The organism is Pseudomonas sp. PAMC 26793, assembly GCF_000313235.1.
Taxonomy (GTDB): Bacteria; Pseudomonadota; Gammaproteobacteria; order Pseudomonadales; family Pseudomonadaceae; genus Aquipseudomonas; species Aquipseudomonas yamanorum.
This window is the reverse complement of record NZ_AMXG01000015.1, coordinates 46903-64288: the sequence shown is the minus strand read 5'-3', so window position 1 is coordinate 64288 and position 17386 is coordinate 46903. Positions and strand designations below refer to the sequence as shown.

The 17386-nt window shown below is 59.0% G+C and carries 16 protein-coding genes; 7 read left to right on the top strand and 9 right to left on the bottom strand.

The window, feature by feature from the left end; translation table 11 throughout:
* Nucleotides 1–48: 48 nt before the first annotated feature.
* Nucleotides 49–522 carry a Dps family protein gene (locus tag D109_RS0103350; protein WP_003209800.1) on the bottom strand — a complete coding sequence of 158 codons (474 nt, stop codon included), beginning with the start codon at nt 520–522 and terminating at the stop codon, nt 49–51.
* 431 nt (nt 523–953) lie between these two features.
* Here D109_RS0103350 and D109_RS1000000135120 point away from each other — a divergent pair, with 431 nt between their 5' ends.
* On the top strand, nt 954–1556 hold the full coding sequence (locus tag D109_RS1000000135120; protein ID WP_017475675.1) for a cold-shock protein: 603 nt from the start codon (nt 954–956) through the stop codon (nt 1554–1556).
* An 83-nt stretch (nt 1557–1639) separates the two neighbouring features.
* On the opposite strand, the gene D109_RS0103340 is transcribed toward D109_RS1000000135120, so the two are convergent.
* Both D109_RS0103340 and D109_RS0103335 read right to left on the bottom strand, forming a co-directional pair.
* Complete coding sequence (locus D109_RS0103340; protein ID WP_017475674.1) at nt 1640–1846, bottom strand: SlyX family protein; 207 nt, start codon at nt 1844–1846, stop codon at nt 1640–1642.
* 3 nt (nt 1847–1849) lie between these two features.
* On the bottom strand, nt 1850–2275 hold the full coding sequence (locus tag D109_RS0103335; protein ID WP_017475673.1) for an HIT domain-containing protein: 426 nt from the start codon (nt 2273–2275) through the stop codon (nt 1850–1852).
* Between the two features lie 290 nt (nt 2276–2565).
* Between D109_RS0103335 and D109_RS1000000133780 the strand changes: the two genes are divergently transcribed.
* Together D109_RS1000000133780 and D109_RS0103325 are read left to right on the top strand one after the other, a co-directional pair.
* On the top strand, nt 2566–2889 hold the full coding sequence (locus D109_RS1000000133780) for a hypothetical protein (RefSeq protein ID WP_177325497.1): 324 nt from the start codon (nt 2566–2568) through the stop codon (nt 2887–2889).
* A gap of 269 nt (nt 2890–3158) precedes the next feature.
* On the top strand, nt 3159–4433 hold the full coding sequence (locus D109_RS0103325) for an OprD family porin (RefSeq protein ID WP_017475671.1): 1275 nt from the start codon (nt 3159–3161) through the stop codon (nt 4431–4433).
* Nucleotides 4434–4624: 191 nt separating this feature from the next.
* Here the strand turns inward: D109_RS0103325 and D109_RS0103320 are convergent, their stop codons facing one another.
* Nucleotides 4625–5467 (bottom strand): mechanosensitive ion channel family protein, encoded by an 843-nt coding sequence (locus D109_RS0103320; protein ID WP_017475670.1) that lies wholly within the window; start codon nt 5465–5467, stop codon nt 4625–4627.
* Between the two features lie 135 nt (nt 5468–5602).
* Nucleotides 5603–6088: a YajQ family cyclic di-GMP-binding protein gene (locus D109_RS0103315; protein ID WP_017475669.1), complete on the bottom strand. Its 486-nt coding sequence runs from the start codon at nt 6086–6088 to the stop codon at nt 5603–5605.
* 125 nt (nt 6089–6213) lie between these two features.
* Here D109_RS0103315 and D109_RS0103310 point away from each other — a divergent pair, with 125 nt between their 5' ends.
* From D109_RS0103310 to D109_RS0103300, 3 genes are read left to right on the top strand one after another with little or no spacing between them, the layout of a single operon-like run.
* Complete coding sequence (locus D109_RS0103310) at nt 6214–7131, top strand: putative 2-dehydropantoate 2-reductase (protein ID WP_017475668.1); 918 nt, start codon at nt 6214–6216, stop codon at nt 7129–7131.
* 46 nt (nt 7132–7177) lie between these two features.
* Nucleotides 7178–9214: an ATP-binding protein gene (locus D109_RS0103305; protein WP_017475667.1), complete on the top strand. Its 2037-nt coding sequence runs from the start codon at nt 7178–7180 to the stop codon at nt 9212–9214.
* Between the two features lie 2 nt (nt 9215–9216).
* On the top strand, nt 9217–9795 hold the full coding sequence (locus tag D109_RS0103300) for a cob(I)yrinic acid a,c-diamide adenosyltransferase (protein ID WP_017475666.1): 579 nt from the start codon (nt 9217–9219) through the stop codon (nt 9793–9795).
* A gap of 148 nt (nt 9796–9943) precedes the next feature.
* Here D109_RS0103300 and D109_RS0103295 read toward each other — a convergent pair whose 3' ends face one another.
* The 3 genes from D109_RS0103295 to secA form a co-directional block, all read right to left on the bottom strand.
* Complete coding sequence (locus D109_RS0103295; protein ID WP_017475665.1) at nt 9944–10888, bottom strand: Nudix family hydrolase; 945 nt, start codon at nt 10886–10888, stop codon at nt 9944–9946.
* 41 nt (nt 10889–10929) lie between these two features.
* Entirely contained in the window at nt 10930–12147 is a 1218-nt protein-coding gene (argJ, locus tag D109_RS0103290; RefSeq protein WP_017475664.1) for a bifunctional glutamate N-acetyltransferase/amino-acid acetyltransferase ArgJ, read from the bottom strand.
* A 121-nt stretch (nt 12148–12268) separates the two neighbouring features.
* Nucleotides 12269–15004: a preprotein translocase subunit SecA gene (secA, locus tag D109_RS0103285; protein WP_003209775.1), complete on the bottom strand. Its 2736-nt coding sequence runs from the start codon at nt 15002–15004 to the stop codon at nt 12269–12271.
* Nucleotides 15005–15309: 305 nt separating this feature from the next.
* On the opposite strand from secA, the gene D109_RS0103280 reads away from it, so the two are divergent.
* Nucleotides 15310–15765, top strand: a complete 456-nt coding sequence (locus tag D109_RS0103280) for a DUF721 domain-containing protein (RefSeq protein WP_026077754.1) — start codon at nt 15310–15312, stop codon at nt 15763–15765.
* A 122-nt stretch (nt 15766–15887) separates the two neighbouring features.
* Here the strand turns inward: D109_RS0103280 and D109_RS0103275 are convergent, their stop codons facing one another.
* Nucleotides 15888–17366, bottom strand: coding sequence for a helicase HerA-like domain-containing protein (locus tag D109_RS0103275; protein WP_026077753.1), 1479 nt, complete (start codon nt 17364–17366; stop codon nt 15888–15890).
* Nucleotides 17367–17386: the final 20 nt, after the last annotated feature.

Here is a 17386-nt window from a genome sequence, read left to right as displayed (position 1 = left end):
AAACAGGCACGCGAGGGGCGTCAGCTCGACGCCCACCCGCCACCGGCATTACTTGTTTTCGAGCAGGGAACGCAACATCCACGCGGTCTTTTCATGAACTTGCATACGCTGGGTCAGCAAGTCCGCAGTGGGTTCATCGCTGACTTTATCCAGCAACGGGAAGATGCCCCGGGCCGTGCGGGTAACCGCTTCCTGGCCTTCGACCAATTGCTTGATCATGTCTTCCGCACTCGGCACACCCTCTTCTTCCTTGATCGAAGAAAGTCGTGCGTACACCGAATAAGCACCCGGTGCGGGGAAGCCCAGGGCGCGAATACGCTCTGCAATTGAATCCACCGCCAGCGCCAGTTCGTTGTACTGCTCTTCAAACATCAAGTGCAGTGTGCGAAACATCGGGCCCGTTACGTTCCAATGGAAGTTGTGGGTCTTCAGGTAAAGTACATAGGTATCGGAAAGCAGGCGCGAAAGTCCGTCAACGATTGATTTACGGTCTTCTTCACTGATACCAATATCGATTGCCATGTGTTTCCCCTTCAATTGATAAACATTCATTGATCAGGTGCAGGACCACTCTAGCAAGAGTGCCGGCCTTGCGCAGCCCGGCCGACCCTCTCGAGGTGCGGCAAATCGCCCCTCGCAGAGCGGGTTTACACGGCAGGCAAAGCTTCAAGCCCTGCCGAAAAAAAATTATCCGCCGCCGGCGAAAAAAAACCGCACCTGTCTAGGACAAGCGTTTGACGCAGAAATGCCGCATGCCTCGCAACAGCCCGAAATGCTTGATTTGAGTAGGCACAGGCTTTGCTGTTAAATAGGCAGCGTGTCGCCGCCGTTTTTGTTTGCGGCAAGCGGCATAGGCTGATACCCGTGTACGTGTCCAACGCCTCCCATTGTTCAGAAGCGAACCGTGCCAGTCAGCTCTTCCTCGTGATCCGTCTTAACGTGAGTTAATCAAAATGTTGAAAATCGTCCACCTGCTAACGGGCGCTGCAGCTTTGCTGCTGTCCTTTATCCCCAGCCTGCGATCAGAAACCCTGCCTTACCTGCAACAACCTGACGCTCTCTACCTGACCTTTTTTGGTCTTCTTAACCTGACACTGGCTCCAGTCATTCCTTACTGGAACAAAGGCCCGCGTCATCAACTGCAAAACCTGGTCAGCGCCCTGCTGGTCTTGGCTGTTGTCGTGCAAACCCTCACCCTGCTGGCGCCTATGCCTGAAGTCGGTGGCCACCCGGCCGTCCTGCTCAGTTTGGCAATCGCACTGGTCGCCATCGTTCTTCATCTGGCCATCAGTTTCTACCGTTCCTCCCCGGCCGCTGCGTCGCCAAGCTACGACATGACCAACCGGGATACCGGTACCGTGAAGTGGTTCAACACCTCCAAGGGCTTCGGCTTTATTTCCCGGGATTCGGGCGACGATATCTTCGTCCACTTCCGGGCGATTCGCGGCGAAGGCCATCGCGTACTGGTGGAAGGCCAACGCGTGGAGTTCTCCGTCATGAATCGTGACAAGGGCCTGCAAGCTGAAGATGTGATCGCCGCGTTGCCGCGTCGCTGATTCCAGCACCCCGAAAAAAGAAACCGCGATGCAGCCTGGCTGCATCGCGGTTTTTTTACGCCCGGGGATTCATCCCTGCCTTATTAATAATGAGGCGGCGGCGCTTCTTCCTCGGATGACTCGAACTGGCCGCCCATTTCTTCCTGGCGCTTGAGCAACGCAGTCATCTGCATCTGCAGGCGTTCGACCGCCCGCTGTTGGGTGACCAGGATGTCATTGAGGGTCTCGATGGTGTCGTCCTGAAAGGCCAGGCGGCTTTCCAGATCGGTCACACGGTCTTGGAGGTCCATGACTCAAGCCTCCAGAAACATGAAATCAGCCGGCAGGATCTCGCGCAGGCGTGCACGAATCGCCGCCACCTGCTCGTCGCTGTAAGGCTTCGCCGGATGCTTGCCCCAGACCGGCGCCGGCCAGGCAGCGTCATCGCGCTTGCGCACGATTACATGCACGTGCAGTTGGCTGACCACGTTACCCAGGGCACCGATATTCATCTTGTCGGCGCCAAACCCTTCATTAAGCAGTTGCGCCAGCACCGTGCTTTCCTGCCACACCCGCTGCTGGTCAGCGACATCCAGTTGAAACACTTCGCTGATACCGTCGATGCGCGGCACCAGGATGAACCAGGGGTAATTCGAGTCATTGGACAGCAGCAGCCGGCACAGGGGGAAATCCCCAATGGGCAAGGTGTCTTGTTGAAGACGTGGATCTAAGGCGAACACAGCAGTCACTCCCGTTCGGCGGGTCAGGTTTCAGGCGCCCAGCATACCTGCGAATGCCGAGCGCTTCACGGCGAATGCATCAGGCCAAATACGCGCCCAAACAGCACGTCATGAAAAAAAGCGCACCATTTCGAGACAGACCAATATTTCAGCTACGCTAAATGACCAATGTATCCGGATGCAGTCAAAGTCGGGACGCGGGCGCTCCCTCAAGACCTTGAGCCAGAGGGCTTTCAAGGGGCGAAGAGCGACTTCTAGCAAAAACGCAGTCAAGGAACACCTGCACCAAAATGACCCATTTGTGCCTCAAAGGGATCCGCCGACTACCCACAGAAAGGGGTGAACCGGTAACGTTTTGTTCTGGTGCAGGTTTTATGCACCACCGCAGAGAAGCGCGGCAGGTGGAACAAGGCCAAACCAAACGGCGTAAAAAGCCCGTGCTTATGCGGTTTTTACAGGCCGCTGACAATTTTCACGAAAAAATCACATTCGGTTACCGGTTTGTGCACGCTTGTTGCATTCACCCCTGCATCGTCGACAACGGCACCGGCAGGAAGCAGGTGTTTCGCGACGGAAAACAACAGCGGTTCAATGCTTTTTCAGGAAAGAGTTAAAACTTTGAGAAGGGAGGTTCCCCCCCTACCTCGATGCTTTTAAACAGTATTGAAGTTGTCAGTCCGGTTACAAGTGGACTGTGAATTTGCGACATGGAGCTAGCAATTTACGACAGGCCCGTAAAGAAGCTGAAAGGATAGATGTGCAAGTATCGTCAATAATGTCTGCGTGATATAACTTTGCGCCGACACAAAAAAGAAAGAGCCGCCCAGACAAAAATATAGGTGGGACGGCAGTACTCTTCCTAAAACCAAAGGAGCAAATCACGATGCGCGTGATGAAGTGGAGCATGATCGCCCTGGCTGTTTCAGCAGGCACCTCGCAGTTCGCAATCGCGTCCTCCCAGGACGATGCCAAGGGCTTTGTTGAAGACAGCACTTTCAGCATCAACACTCGCCTGCTGTATTTCAGCCGCGACTTCCGTAACAATCCTTCGGGCACTCAGAGCCGCCGCGAAGAAACCGGTCTGGGCTTCAATGGTCTTTACCAATCGGGCTTTACCCAAGGCACCATCGGTGTCGGTGTAGACGTTATCGGTCTGCTGGGCGTCAAGCTCGACAGCGGCAAGGGTCGTGCCGGTACCGGCCTGTTCCCTAACGGCTCCGACGGCCGTGCACAGGATGACTACTCCAAAGGTGGCGCCGCCGTTAAATTCCGTTTCTCCGACACGGTCTTGAAAATCGGCGACCAATACACCACCGCTCCTGTCTTCGCTTCCGACGACAGCCGCCTGCTGCCAGAGCTGCCACAAGGTGTCTCGATCACCAGCAACGAGATCAAGGGCCTGAAACTGGAAGGTGGTCACTTCACCGCCAGCACCGCGCAAGCCCAGACCTACCATGACAGCCTGGGCCTGAAGGAAACCAACTTTGTCGGTGGCGTCTACGCGTTCACCCCAGAGCTGACCGGTAGCCTGTACTACGCGAAAACCGAAGACTACTGGAAGAAGACCTACGCCAACATCAACTGGACCCATGCCCTGAGCAAGGAACAGTCGCTGGCCTTTGACTTCAACATCTACAGCACCAAAAGTGATGGCCTTGGTCTGCAACGCGCAGAAAAAGACAACACCACCAAGCTCGACAACCGTGCCTACAGCTTGCAAGGCGCGTACACCATCGACGCTCACACCTTCACCCTGGCCTACCAGAAGGTCACCGGTGACGGCGACTACGGTTACGGCGTAGACGGCGGCGGCACGATTTTCCTCGCCAACTCCGTTGCCCGTTCCGACTTCAACGCTGAAGGTGAAAAATCCTGGCAAGCTCGTTACGACCTGAACATGGCCACTTTCGGCATTCCAGGCCTGAGCTTCATGACTCGTTATGTCACCGGTAGCGGTGCTGACAATGGCGTGACCAACAACGCCAAAGAGTGGGAACGTGACATCGAAGCCAAGTACGTGATCCAGAGCGGCCCGGCTAAAGACCTGAGCCTGCGTCTGCGTCAAGCTACCTACCGCTCCAGTGATAGCGTTTACTACGGCTCGCCGTCGATCGACGAGCTGCGCCTGATTGCAAACTACCCGCTGAACATCTTGTAATTGCCAGTTTGATTACAACGATGACTTAGGGCTTCGGCTCTAACTAAAAAGCCGCTCACTTATTCACAAGTGAGCGGCTTTTTTATTGCAACTTGATCTCAACAACCGAATAACTAGCAAGCTAGCTATCTAGTTCAACCCCGCGAATAAAACCTGACACACCAGACAAGTTTAATCCGCACGTCGCACGTTTACTTCACTGCACTTTCCTGCATGACGCGAATAACCCGCTGCGGAAATGGAATATCAATCCCCGCGGCTTTCAAACGGTCACGTGCCAGTTCATTGAACATAAACATCACATCCCAATAATCCGAAGTCTTGGTCCAGACTCGCAGGGATACCGTGATCGAACTGTCGCCCAAGGTCGAAACTACCGCTGCCGGCGCCGGATCAGCCAGCACCCGTGGATCCTTGGCCAGTTCCAGCAGCACTTCGCGGGCCTTCTGCAGGTCGGCTTCGTAGTCGACACCCACATCAAACACTACCTTGCGGGTCGGCTGACGGTTGGTGTTGGTGATCAGGCCGTTGGACAGGCTGCCGTTTGGGATGATCACCGTCTTGTTGTCGCCGGTGCGCAGCACGGTGTGAAAAATCTGGATGCTGTCGACGGTACCGGAAGTGCCCTGGGCTTCGATCCAGTCACCAATGCGGAACGGGCGGAACAACAGAATCAGCACGCCGCCGGCAAAGTTCGCCAGGCTGCCTTGCAAGGCCAGGCCGATGGCCAGGGTAGCGGCACCGATCGCGGCAACGAACGACGTAGTTGCCACGCCGATCATCGAGGCCACGTTGACCACCAGCATGACTTTGAGCGCAATGTTCGCCAGGTTGGTAATGAAGTGTTGCAGCGCCAGGTCCGCATTACGCAGTGCCAGCAAACGCCCCACTCGGTGGGTCAAGACGTTGATCAGCCACCAACCGATGGCCAGGGTGACCACCGCCAGCAAAAATCGGCTGCCGTATTCCATGATCATCGGTAACCATGACTCCGAGCTCTTGATCAGGTGATCCACTTCAGCGTTCAAGTCCATCTACATTCTCCTGTTTACCGGATGCTCGGCCTATTGGTTGGCCCTAAATACAATTGAGCCCCGTAGGGCTCAATGGTGGGCGCTGGTTCTGGGGCGTGGGACGTCAAAAACGCCCACAGGTTCCCCAAAGTGCTATCAGTCGCGGAAGTTATTGAACTGCAGCGGCATGTCGAAGGTCTTGGCGCGCAGGGCAGCAATGGCCTCTTGCAAGTCGTCACGCTTCTTGCCGGTGATACGTACCTGCTCGCCCTGGATAGAGGCCTGGACCTTGAGCTTGGCGTCCTTGACGTGGGCGACGATTTTCTTCGCCAGCTCCTTGTCGATGCCTTCCTTGAGTACGGCTTCCTGCTTCATCAGCTTGCCGGAGGCATAGGCGTCCTTGATTTCAAGGCACTGCGCATCGATCTTGCGCTTGACCAGGGACAGCTTGAGGATCTCAATCATCGCTTCCAGCTGGAAGTCGGCTTCTGCGGTCAGGTTGACGGTCAGCTCCTTTTCCTTGAACTCGAAGCTGCCCTTGCCCTTCAAGTCATAGCGGCGATCCAGCTCCTTGACGGCGTTCTCGACGGCGTTAGTGACTTCGTGTTTGTCCAGTTCGGATACCACGTCGAACGACGGCATGTAATTTCTCCAATAAAAAGGGGCGCGGCTCAGTAGAGATGGAGCACGCCCAGGCTAAAATGCCCGGGCATTATAGCGGTTCTTTCGCCTCGTTCACTGCGGGCAGCCTTACGGAGTAAAAACTGATGTCGACCACCTGGCATGTCCTCGGCGCTGGTAGCCTCGGAACATTGTGGGCTGCCCGCCTGGCCCGCGCCGGGTTGCCGGTGCGCCTGATCCTGCGGGACCACGCGCGGCTGGCGAGCTATCAGACCGGCAAGGGCCTGACCCTGGTCGAGCACGGCGTGGCTCACACCTATCCAGTCGTCGGCGAAACATCCGACAGCCCTGGGCCGATTCATCGCCTGCTGGTGGCGTGCAAAGCCTACGACGCCCAAGAGGCCGTCGCACAGTTTGAACATCGTCTGGCACCCGACGCCGAGCTGATCCTGCTGCAAAACGGCCTGGGCAGCCAGGATGCAGTCGCCGCCCAACTGCCCCAAGCCCGCTGCATCTTTGCCTCCAGCACCGAAGGCGCGTTTCGCGAAAGCGACTGGCGGGTCGTGTTTGCCGGCCATGGCTACACCTGGCTGGGAGATGCGAGCCACCCTACCCCGCCTCTGTGGCTGGATGACCTGCAAGCCGCCGGCATCCCCCATGCGTGGAGCACCGATATCCTCACCCGCCTGTGGCGCAAACTGGCCCTGAACTGCGCCATCAACCCGCTGACTGTGCTGTATGAATGCCGCAATGGGGAACTGCAAGCCCATCAGTGCGAAGTGGCCACCCTGTGCGCCGAACTCGCCGAACTGCTGGAATGCTGCGGCCAACCCGCCGCCGCACAGGATTTGCAGAGCGAAGTGGAACGGGTGATCCAGGCCACGGCGGCCAATTACTCATCGATGTACCAGGACGTGGCCAATGCCCGACGCACCGAAATCAGCTACTTGCTGGGCTATGCCTGCCAGGCGGCCGCACGTCACCAACTGACCTTGCCGCACCTGCAACAACTTCAGGTCCGCCTGGTACAGCAACTGTCTGCACGCGGATTGCCCAGCGACTGAAGCACGCGCTACCCTGCCTGCTTGTTCCTTTGCAGCGAAAACCTTGATGCCACTGCGCCAGCGTCTCGAAAATCTACCGGTTGGGCAAAAACTGCTGGCGGCCCTGCTGGTCTTGTTGACCACCGTCTTGCTGGTGGCCAACCTGACCTTTATCAGCGCCGCCTACTGGATCTCCCAGGAAAGCATGGCACCCCAGGCCTTGCAGGCCATCGGTCGACTGGTGTCGAACCCGTCGCTGGCTGCCCAGGCCCTGGACTCGCCGCTCAAGGCGCAGAACCTGCTGGATGAACTGACCAGCTATTCACCCTTGCGGGCCGCAGCCTTATATGACGGTGAGGGTACGCGCCTGGCCCAACTGCAACATGCCAATCGCCTGCACCTGCCAGCCAATTACAATGAAATCGAAATCTGGCGCGCCACCGAGTTTCGCAGCAATCAGGTGATCACCCTTCCCCGTGCCGGCCAACCGTCCGGGCATTTGCTGCTGGTGGCCAGCAGCGAACTGCCGGTGGCTTTTTACACCGGCACCTTTACCGCCAGCCTGGGCATCCTGATTTTCAGTGTGCTGCTGTGGCTGGTGATTGCCCGACAGATCAAGCGCCTGATTACCCGACCGATCCATGAACTGGAAGAACTGTCGCGTCAGGTCACCCGGGAAGAGAACTACGCCTTGCGCGCCGGTCGCGGCAACCACGACGAAATCGGCAGCCTGGCCGAAGCCTTCAACACCATGCTTTCGCGCATTGAAGCCCGCGAGCAACAACTCAAGCGCGCACGGGACGATTCCCAGGCCGCCTACGATCAGGCCCAGGGCCTGGCGGAAGAAACCCGCCACACCAACCGCAAGCTGGAACTGGAAGTCCAGGTGCGCAGCAAGATCGAGAAAAAACTCACCGGCTTCCAGAACTACCTCAACAGCATCATCGACTCGATGCCCTCGGCGCTGATCGCCCTGGATGAACAGCTCTATGTCACCCAGTGGAACCAGGAAGCCAGCGCGCTTTCCGGCACCCGTCTGGATGAGGCGTTGAACCAACCGATCTTCCTTGCCTTCCAACCGCTCAAACCTTTTCTGCCGCAAATCAAGGCCACGGTGGAGCAACACACCGTGGAGCGGATCGAGCGGGTGACCTGGGTCAAGGATGACGAGCCCAAGCACTATGCCCTGACCTTCTACCCGCTGATGGGCGGCGCCGGGCGCGGCGTGGTGATCCGGATCGATGACATCACCCAGCGCCTCTCCTTGGAAGAGATGATGGTGCAGTCGGAGAAGATGCTCTCGGTCGGCGGCCTGGCCGCCGGCATGGCCCACGAAATCAACAACCCGCTGGGGGCGATCCTGCATAACGTGCAGAACATCCGCCGCCGCCTGTCCAACGAACTGCCGAAAAACCTTGAGCATGCCGAACAGGTGGGCATCGACCTGGACATGGTCAACCGCTACCTGCAAAGCCGCGAAGTGCCGCAATTGCTCGACGGCATCCAGCAGGCCGGAGCCCGGGCGGCAAAAATCGTCACCCACATGCTCAGCTTCAGCCGCCGCAGCAACCGCCAGATGGCGCCCTGCGATCTGCCGGCCTTGATCGACCAGGCCGTGGAAATTGCCGGCAACGACTTCGACCTCATCGTCGGTTTCGACTTCAAGGGCCAGGCGATCATCCGCCAGTTCGACCCACAACTGGGCCCCGTCCCCGGCACCGCCAACGAACTGGAGCAGGTACTGCTCAACCTGCTGAAAAACGCCGCACAGGCGATTCACCAGCGTGAAAATGACAGCGAGCCTGGGCGTATCATCCTGCGTACCCGGCTCAACCCGCCGTGGGCGGAAATCCAGGTGGAAGACAACGGCATCGGCATGAGCGAGAACGTGCGCAAACGCACGTTTGAACCGTTCTTCACCACCAAGGAAATCGGCCAGGGCACCGGGCTTGGCCTGTCGGTTTCGTACTTCATCATCACCAACAATCACAAGGGCCAGATGGAAGTCCAATCGACCCTCGGCCAAGGCACCTGTTTCACCCTGCGATTACCTTTGGCGGGCAGCCAATTGCCCCCCAACGAACTCACTCAACTGGAGCGCTAACCATGGGCTTTCGCCTGTCGAAGATTTACACCCGTACCGGCGACAAGGGCGAAACCGGCCTGGGCGATGGTCGCCGCGTGCCAAAGGACCATCCACGGGTCGAGGCGATTGGCGAAGTCGATGCGCTGAACAGCCAGCTGGGTTTGTTGTTGGCGGGTCTTGAGGAACAGAGCGGGCAGCATCCGGCATTGAAGGATGTGATCGAGGTGCTGACGCCTTGCCAGCATCGGCTGTTTGATCTGGGCGGCGAGTTGGCGATGCCGGTGTACAAGGCGCTGAATGCGGCGGAAGTCGACCGGCTTGAAGCGGCGATCGATCGCTGGAATGAAGAAGTCGGGCCGCTGGAGAACTTCATTCTGCCGGGTGGTTCGGCGTTGACTGCCCAGGCTCATGTGTGCCGCAGCCTGGCTCGCAGTGCCGAACGGCGGTGTCAGCACCTGAATGCAGTGGAACCGCTGGAAGGCGTCGGGTTGGCGTACATCAACCGGCTGTCGGACCTGCTCTTTGTGGCAGCCAGGGTGATTGCCAAGCGCCAGGGCGTTGCAGAGATCTTGTGGCAGGCGGCGGCAAAGCCGCACTGATGATTACTGACCGATTGCAACCTGTGGCGAGGGAGCTTGCTCCCGCTGGAGTGCGCAGCGCTCCCAATATTTTGGGTCTGCTACGCAGCCCAGCGGGAGCAAGCTCCCTCGCCACAACAGCTCCCCTGGCCACTCGCCAAGGCTGTGCCTAAACCTCAGGCCAGAACGCCCGAATCCCCGCCACACCTTGAGCACCAGCCTCCCAGGCCTTTTCCCGCTCAGCAGGCCCCACCCCACCGAGCAAGAACACCGGCTTGCTGAACCCACTGATCAACTGCTGCGCCTGCTCCCAGCCCAACGGCTGGGCATCAGGATGAGTCTGGGTCGGCTGCACCGGCGACAGGGTGACGAAATCCACGTCCATCAACTCCGCCAACGCCAGTTCCTCAGCATTGTGGCAAGACGCCGCCAACCAGCGATCCTTCGGCAAAGGACGTCCCTTGCTCGCGTATTTGCGCAGTTGCGCCGAGGTCATGTGCCAGCCGGCTGCGGGAAAATCCCCCAGCCATTCAAAGGGCCCTTTCAGCATAAGCTGAGCCTTGCCCGCACACAGGCCCACGGCGTCCACCGCCAGGTCGCGGTACTTGGGGTCGTAACCGTTGGGAGCACGCAACTGAACCAGCTTGATGCCGCCCGCGATGGCTTTTTGAATACCGCGCAGCAGGGTCGGCGTTTCCAGCTCACCCGGGGTGATCAGGTATTCAGCCGGCAAACGCGCTGCCGCTACGATCGGTGCGTTGGCCGCGGGAAACTCATAGTTAGGCAGGTCCCGTTGGGCCACCCACTCAAGGGGTTGCCCTTCGGCACCGTGAGGTTCGCCGGTAAAGGCCGAGACTTCCCAGACATCCAGCAACACCTGCTTGTCCGGGTAATCATGCTGCACCTTGATCAACGGACGAGCCGCCGTAACCTGAATACCCAACTCTTCCTGCAATTCACGGGACAGCGCGGTAGCGACCGACTCATCGGCCTCCACCTTGCCACCGGGAAACTCCCAGAGGCCGCCCTGATGCTGGGTATCGGCGCGGCGCGCCAGCAGAATCCTGCCGTCGACACCCCGGATGACCGCTGCTGCTACATGAACTCGTTTCACCGCACTATTTCCTCTGAATCGGTTTGAAGACCTGCCTGGTATCAGGTGCGGTATTCCGCGTTGATCTTCACGTACTCGTGGGACAGGTCGGTGGTCCAGATGGTTTCGCTGTACTCACCGCGGCCCAGTTCGATACGGATGATGATTTCTTCCCGCTGCATCACCGCAGAACCCTGGGCTTCGGTGTAGGTCTCGGCCCGGGCGCCACGGCTGGCGATGCACACCTCGCCAAGGAACACATCGATCTTGCTCACGTCCAGGTTCGGCACACCGGCACGGCCCACAGCGGCCAGGATACGGCCCCAGTTCGGGTCGGAGGCAAACAGTGCAGTCTTGATCAGCGGCGAGTGGGCCACGGTGTAGCCCACATCCAGGCATTCCTGGTGATTGCCGCCGCCGTTGACTTCAACCGTCACAAACTTGGTGGCGCCTTCACCGTCACGCACGATGGCCTGGGCCACGTCCATGCACACTTCGAACACGGCCTGCTTCAACGCTGCGAAATACGCGCCGTTGGACGAGGTGATTTCCGGCAGGTCGGCCTGGCCGGTGGCGATCAACATGCAGCAATCGTTGGTCGAGGTATCGCCGTCGATGGTGATGCGGTTGAACGACTTGTTGGCACCGTCGAGCATCAGGTTTTGCAGCACATCGCGGGAGACTTTGGCGTCGGTGGCGATATAGCCGAGCATGGTCGCCATGTTCGGGCGGATCATGCCGGCGCCTTTGCTGATGCCGGTGACGGTCACGGTGACGCCTTCGTGCACAAACTGGCGGCTCGCGCCTTTGGGCAGGGTGTCAGTGGTCATGATGCCGGTGGCCGCAGCCGCCCAGTTATCCACCGACAAGTCATCCAGTGCGGCTTGCAACGCGCCTTCGATTTTCTCGACCGGCAACGGCTCACCGATCACGCCGGTGGAGTACGGCAGCACCTGGTTGGCATCAACGCCAGTCAGTTCTGCCAGCTTGGCGCAGGTGCGGGCAGCAGCGGCCAGGCCAGGCTCGCCGGTGCCGGCGTTGGCATTGCCAGTGTTGGTCAGCAGGTAACGCACCGGGCCTTCAACCCGCTGCTTGGCCAAAATCACCGGAGCCGCGCAGAACGCGTTCAGGGTGAACACACCCGCGACGGTCGAGCCTTCGGCACAGCGCATCACCACCACATCCTTGCGCCCCGGGCGTTTGATGCCGGCCGAAGCAATACCGAGTTCAAAACCGGCAACCGGGTGCAACGTGGGCAAAGGACCAAGACCAACAGCCATGAATGCGCTCCTAAAAATAGTGGATGTGTGACCCGTCGCTCTCGACGGTGACAAAATGGCAAAACGCCGCGACGGCTGATGCCGGTCGCGGCGCGGGGTGTTGCAGCGTCAGGCGAAAATCTTAGTTGATTTCGCCGTGGCAGTGTTTGAACTTCTTGCCCGAACCGCACCAGCACAGTTCATTGCGACCCAGCTTCTGCTCATTGCGCACCGGAGCTTGAGCCAGGGCCACATCGACCTCTTCACCCAAGACTTCCGGCGCCTCAAGGCCAGGCGCTTCGTCGTGCTGGAACTGCATGCGCGCAGCCAGTGCCTCGGCTTCCTGACGCAGGCGGGCTTCTTCCTCGATCGGGTCTTCGCGACGCACCTGAACGTGGGACAGCACACGAATCGAATCGCGCTTGATCGAATCCAGCAGCTCGGAGAACAGCGTGAACGACTCGCGCTTGTACTCCTGCTTCGGGTTCTTCTGGGCGTAGCCACGCAGGTGGATGCCATGACGCAGGTGGTCCATGGTCGACAGGTGGTCTTTCCACAGGTCGTCCAGCACGCGCAGTACGATTTGCTTCTCGAAGGTGCGCAGTGCTTCGGCACTCGCCTGCTCTTCTTTTTCGTTGTACGCGGCCAGCAGCTCGGTCATGAGCTTCTCGCGCAGGGTTTCTTCGTACAGGTGGTCGTCTTCGTCGAGCCATTGCTGGACCGGCAAGTCGACACCGAAGTCGCTCTTCAACGCGGCTTCCAGACCGGCAACATCCCACTGCTCAGGCAGGGACTGTGGCGGAATGTGTGCACTGACGGTGGCGTTGAGCACGTCCTGGCGGAAATCGGCAATGGTCTCGCCGATGTTGGTGGCTGCCAACAAACTGTTACGCATGTGATAAATCACTTTACGCTGTTCGTTGTTGACGTCATCGAACTCGAGCAGCTGCTTACGAATGTCGAAGTTACGGCCTTCTACCTTGCGCTGGGCCTTCTCGATGGCATTGGTCACCATGCGGTGTTCAATCGCTTCACCGGACTGCATGCCCAGGGCTTTCATGAAGTTCTTCACCCGATCCGAGGCGAAGATGCGCATCAGGCTGTCTTCCAGGGACAGGTAGAAACGGCTGGAACCGGCGTCACCCTGACGACCGGCACGACCACGCAGCTGGTTGTCGATACGGCGCGATTCGTGACGCTCGGACGCGATCACCTGCAAGCCGCCAGACTCCAGCACTTGTTGGTGACGCTTCTGCCAGTCGGCCTTGATCTGCGCGATCTGCTCAGGGGTCGGGTTGTCCAGGGAGGCGACTTCCACTTCCCAGTTACCGCCCAACAGGATGTCGGTACCACGACCGGCCATGTTGGTGGCGATGGTCAGTGCGCCCGGGCGACCGGCCTGGGCAATGATCTCGGCTTCTTTTTCGTGGAACTTGGCGTTGAGGACCTTGTGCTCGATGCCTTCCTTGGCCAGCAAGCTGGACATGTGCTCGGAAGTTTCGATGGTGGCAGTACCCACCAGCACCGGACGGCCCTGGGCCATGCATTCCTTGATGTCGGCGACGATTGCAGCGTATTTCTCGTCGGCGGTCAGGAACACCAGGTCGTTGAAGTCTTTACGCGCCAGCGGCTTGTTCGGTGGGATAACCATCACCGACAGACCGTAGATCTGGTGGAATTCGAACGCTTCGGTGTCGGCTGTACCGGTCATGCCGGACAGTTTGTTGTACAGACGGAAGTAGTTCTGGAAGGTGGTCGAGGCCAGGGTCTGGCTTTCAGCCTGGATGTTCAGGGCTTCCTTGGCTTCGATCGCCTGGTGCAGGCCTTCCGACAAACGGCGACCCGGCATGGTACGACCGGTGTGTTCGTCGACCAGTACGACCTGGCCGTCCTGCACGATGTATTCAACGTTGCGATGGAACAGCTTGTGAGCGCGCAGCCCGGCATACACGTGGGTCAACAGGCCCAGGTTGTGCGCCGAGTACAGGCTTTCGCCTTCGGCCAGCAGGCCGATCTGGGTGAGCATGTCTTCGACGAACTGATGACCGGCTTCGTTGAGCTCGACCTGGCGGGTCTTTTCGTCGATGGTGAAGTGACCTTCTTTGGTCACCACGCCTTCCACTTCCTCGATATGTTGCTCAAGGCGCGGGATCAGCTTGTTGATTTCGGTATACAGGCGCGAGCTGTCCTCGGCCTGACCGGAGATGATCAGCGGGGTACGGGCTTCGTCGATCAGGATGGAGTCGACTTCGTCGATCACGGCAAAATTGAGTTCGCGCTGGAATTTTTCTTCCATGCTGAACGCCATGTTGTCGCGCAGGTAGTCGAAACCGAATTCGTTGTTGGTACCGTAGGTGATGTCGGCAGCGTAGGCGGCGCGCTTCTCTTCCGGCGGCTGGAACGGCGTGACAACGCCGACCGTCAGGCCGAGGAATTCATACAGCGGACGCATCCAGTTGGCGTCCCGGCGGGCCAGGTAGTCGTTCACTGTCACAACGTGCACGCCCTTGCCGGACAGCGCGTTGAGGTAAACGCCCAGGGTTGCCACCAGGGTCTTGCCTTCACCGGTACGCATTTCGGCAATCATGCCTTCATGCAAGGTCATGCCGCCGATCAACTGAACGTCGAAGTGGCGCATGCCCATGACACGCTTACCGGCTTCGCGGGCGACCGCAAAGGCTTCGGGAAGCAGCTTGTCGAGGGTTTCACCTTTGGCTATGCGGGCCTTGAACTCTTCGGTCTTGGCGCGCAATTGCTCGTCCGAAAGGGCAACCATCTGCTCTTCGAAGGCATTGACCAGCTGCACCGTCTTGAGCATGCGTTTGACTTCGCGCTCATTCTTGCTTCCAAAAAGTTTCTTTAACAAAGGCGCAAACATATCGGCAGGTTCTTCCACACATAGGGATGGAGGGCGCCCCGTGAGTCGCCCGAGCAGCCCTCATGGCCGCATGCGAACGAGCATTCTACCCGGAAACGTGGGTGAGGAAAGTGGCGTTATTCCACGATGCTGGCACGGCGCTCTTAGAGGGCTTGTTTAAAATAAGGGCTTTTTGCTGAACTTCAACCCATTCAGGCAATAAGTTACTCATTGATTTAATGGATAAACTGCCGGTAATGCAATGGCCGCAGCGGTGCAGACGCTTTCTGCTACCATGACCGCTCTGTTACTTAAGGTGTCTAGTCATGGCATTTCGCCCTCTTACGGCTCGAGCTCCCGCCGTGTTGCTTCGCGAAGCCAAGCCTTTAAAAGCCATCTTCGGCCATGCGCAACGCCTTGGTCATCTGCAACGCCTGGTAGAAAGCCAACTGCAACCCGCCGCTCGCGAACACTGCCATGTGGCCTCGTGGCGCGAAGGCAATCTGCTGCTGATCGTCACCGACGGCCATTGGGCGACGCGCCTGCGCTATCAGCAAAAACGCTTGCAGCGCCAATTGATGGCCTTCGATGAGTTCACCAGCCTGACGCGCATCCAGTTCAAAGTACAACCGCCGACCGTGCCGCAAGGTGCGGTGGGGCATACGATGGACTTGTCGGAGATTGCAGCCGAAACCATTCAGGCCACGGCAGACGGGATTACCGACCCGAATCTACGCGCGGCACTGGAGCGGCTGGCCGCTCACGCCAAGCCCAAAACCTGAGACCTGGCGCATAACCAAATGTGGGAGCGGGCTTGCTCGCGAAGGCGGCGTGTCAGTCACTGGATATATCGACTGATCCACCGCTTTCGCGAGCCAGCCCGCTCCCACATTTGATCGCATCGTTATTTACGTTTGCTGCCACCCAACAACGACCCGAGTAACCCGCGCACTAATTGCCGGCCCATCTGATTGGCCGCCTGTTGCATCGCCGATTTCAGTGCCTTGCCTGCCGTAGTCCCCAGGAACGCACCGGCCTTGTCGGTGAAGCTCGGTTCTTCAGCTGCGGGCGTCGCCTCCTGTTGCGGCCCCAGGTCCTTGCGCGCCATTAACACTTCGTACGCCGACTCCCGGTCAATCGGTTTGTCATAGCGCCCCAGCAACGGCGAAGCGGCAATCAACGCCGCCCGCTCGGCTTCGCTCAATGGCCCGATCCGCGATTGCGGCGGCGCCACCAGCACGCGTTGGACTACCTCAGGCGTCCCCTTTTCCTGCAAGGTTCCCACCAGCGCCTCACCCGTCCCCAATTCGGTCAGCACCGCAAGCGCATCAAACGCCGGGTTGGGTCGGAAGCCATCGGCCACGGCTCGCAGGGATTTCTGCTCTTTGGTAGTGAACGCCCGCAGGCCGTGCTGGATGCGCAAGCCCAGTTGCGCCAGTACCGTGTCCGGCAGGTCTCCTGGAGACTGGGTGACGAAATACACACCGACCCCTTTCGAACGAATCAACCGCACCACTTGTTCCAGGCGATCCTGCAGGGCTTTTGGCGTATCGGCGAACAACAGATGCGCCTCATCGAAAAACAGCGCCAGCAACGGCTTGTCGGCATCGCCGCGCTCCGGTAGTTGCTCAAACAGTTCGGCCAGCAGCCAGAGCAGGAAGGTCGCGTACACCTTCGGTGCCTCATGCACCAGACGGCTGGCGTCCAACAGGTGAATACGACCGCGCCCGTCACTGGCGGGCTGCAGGATATCTTCCAGTTGCAACGCCGGCTCGCCGAACAACGCTTCGGCCCCCTGCTGCTCCAGCACCGCCAGGCGCCGTAACAGCGCCTGGCTGGAACCCGTGGTCATCAAGGCCGCGTCTTCCCCCAGCAATTCCGGGTGGTAGCGCAAATGGTTCAGCAGCGCCTTGAGGTCCTTCAGATCCAGCAGCAACAGGCCTTCGCGGTCGGCCACCTTAAAGGCCGCATAAAGCGCTGATTGTTGGCTGTCGGTGAGCTCCAACAGGCTGCCAAGCAACAGCGGGCCCATTTCACTCATGGTGGTACGCAGCGGATGACCGGACTGGCCGTGGATATCCCACAACGTCACCGGATAAGCCTTGGGCGTGTAATTAAGGAAAGGCATGCCGGCAATCCGCTCGGCGACCTTGCCTTGAGGGTTGGCCGCAGCGCCCAGGCCACACAGGTCGCCCTTGATGTCGGCGGCAAATACCGCGACGCCGGCATCGCTGAAGGCTTCCGCCAGGCGCTGCAACGTGACGGTCTTGCCGGTACCGGTGGCACCCGCGATCAGGCCGTGGCGGTTGGCCAGGCGCATCGACTGGGCGATCGGCTGACCTTGAAGATCTGCACCAATAATGAGTTGCGTGGAGTCAGGCATTTTGTCACCCATGGTTAATC

What these genes read in the sequence shown, in the direction of transcription:
- D109_RS0103350 (WP_003209800.1), bottom strand. Translation starts at nt 522, where the DNA reads ATGGCAATCGATATTGGTATCAGTGAAGAAGACCGTAAATCAATCGTT.
- D109_RS1000000135120 (WP_017475675.1), top strand. Translation starts at nt 954, where the DNA reads ATGTTGAAAATCGTCCACCTGCTAACGGGCGCTGCAGCTTTGCTGCTG.
- D109_RS0103340 (WP_017475674.1), bottom strand. Translation starts at nt 1,846, where the DNA reads ATGGACCTCCAAGACCGTGTGACCGATCTGGAAAGCCGCCTGGCCTTT.
- D109_RS1000000133780 (WP_177325497.1), top strand. Translation starts at nt 2,566, where the DNA reads ATGACCCATTTGTGCCTCAAAGGGATCCGCCGACTACCCACAGAAAGG.
- D109_RS0103325 (WP_017475671.1), top strand. Translation starts at nt 3,159, where the DNA reads ATGCGCGTGATGAAGTGGAGCATGATCGCCCTGGCTGTTTCAGCAGGC.
- D109_RS0103320 (WP_017475670.1), bottom strand. Translation starts at nt 5,467, where the DNA reads ATGGACTTGAACGCTGAAGTGGATCACCTGATCAAGAGCTCGGAGTCA.
- D109_RS0103315 (WP_017475669.1), bottom strand. Translation starts at nt 6,088, where the DNA reads ATGCCGTCGTTCGACGTGGTATCCGAACTGGACAAACACGAAGTCACT.
- D109_RS0103310 (WP_017475668.1), top strand. Translation starts at nt 6,214, where the DNA reads ATGTCGACCACCTGGCATGTCCTCGGCGCTGGTAGCCTCGGAACATTG.
- D109_RS0103305 (WP_017475667.1), top strand. Translation starts at nt 7,178, where the DNA reads ATGCCACTGCGCCAGCGTCTCGAAAATCTACCGGTTGGGCAAAAACTG.
- D109_RS0103300 (WP_017475666.1), top strand. Translation starts at nt 9,217, where the DNA reads ATGGGCTTTCGCCTGTCGAAGATTTACACCCGTACCGGCGACAAGGGC.
- argJ (WP_017475664.1), bottom strand. Translation starts at nt 12,147, where the DNA reads ATGGCTGTTGGTCTTGGTCCTTTGCCCACGTTGCACCCGGTTGCCGGT.
- secA (WP_003209775.1), bottom strand. Translation starts at nt 15,004, where the DNA reads ATGTTTGCGCCTTTGTTAAAGAAACTTTTTGGAAGCAAGAATGAGCGC.
- D109_RS0103280 (WP_026077754.1), top strand. Translation starts at nt 15,310, where the DNA reads ATGGCATTTCGCCCTCTTACGGCTCGAGCTCCCGCCGTGTTGCTTCGC.
- D109_RS0103275 (WP_026077753.1), bottom strand. Translation starts at nt 17,366, where the DNA reads ATGCCTGACTCCACGCAACTCATTATTGGTGCAGATCTTCAAGGTCAG.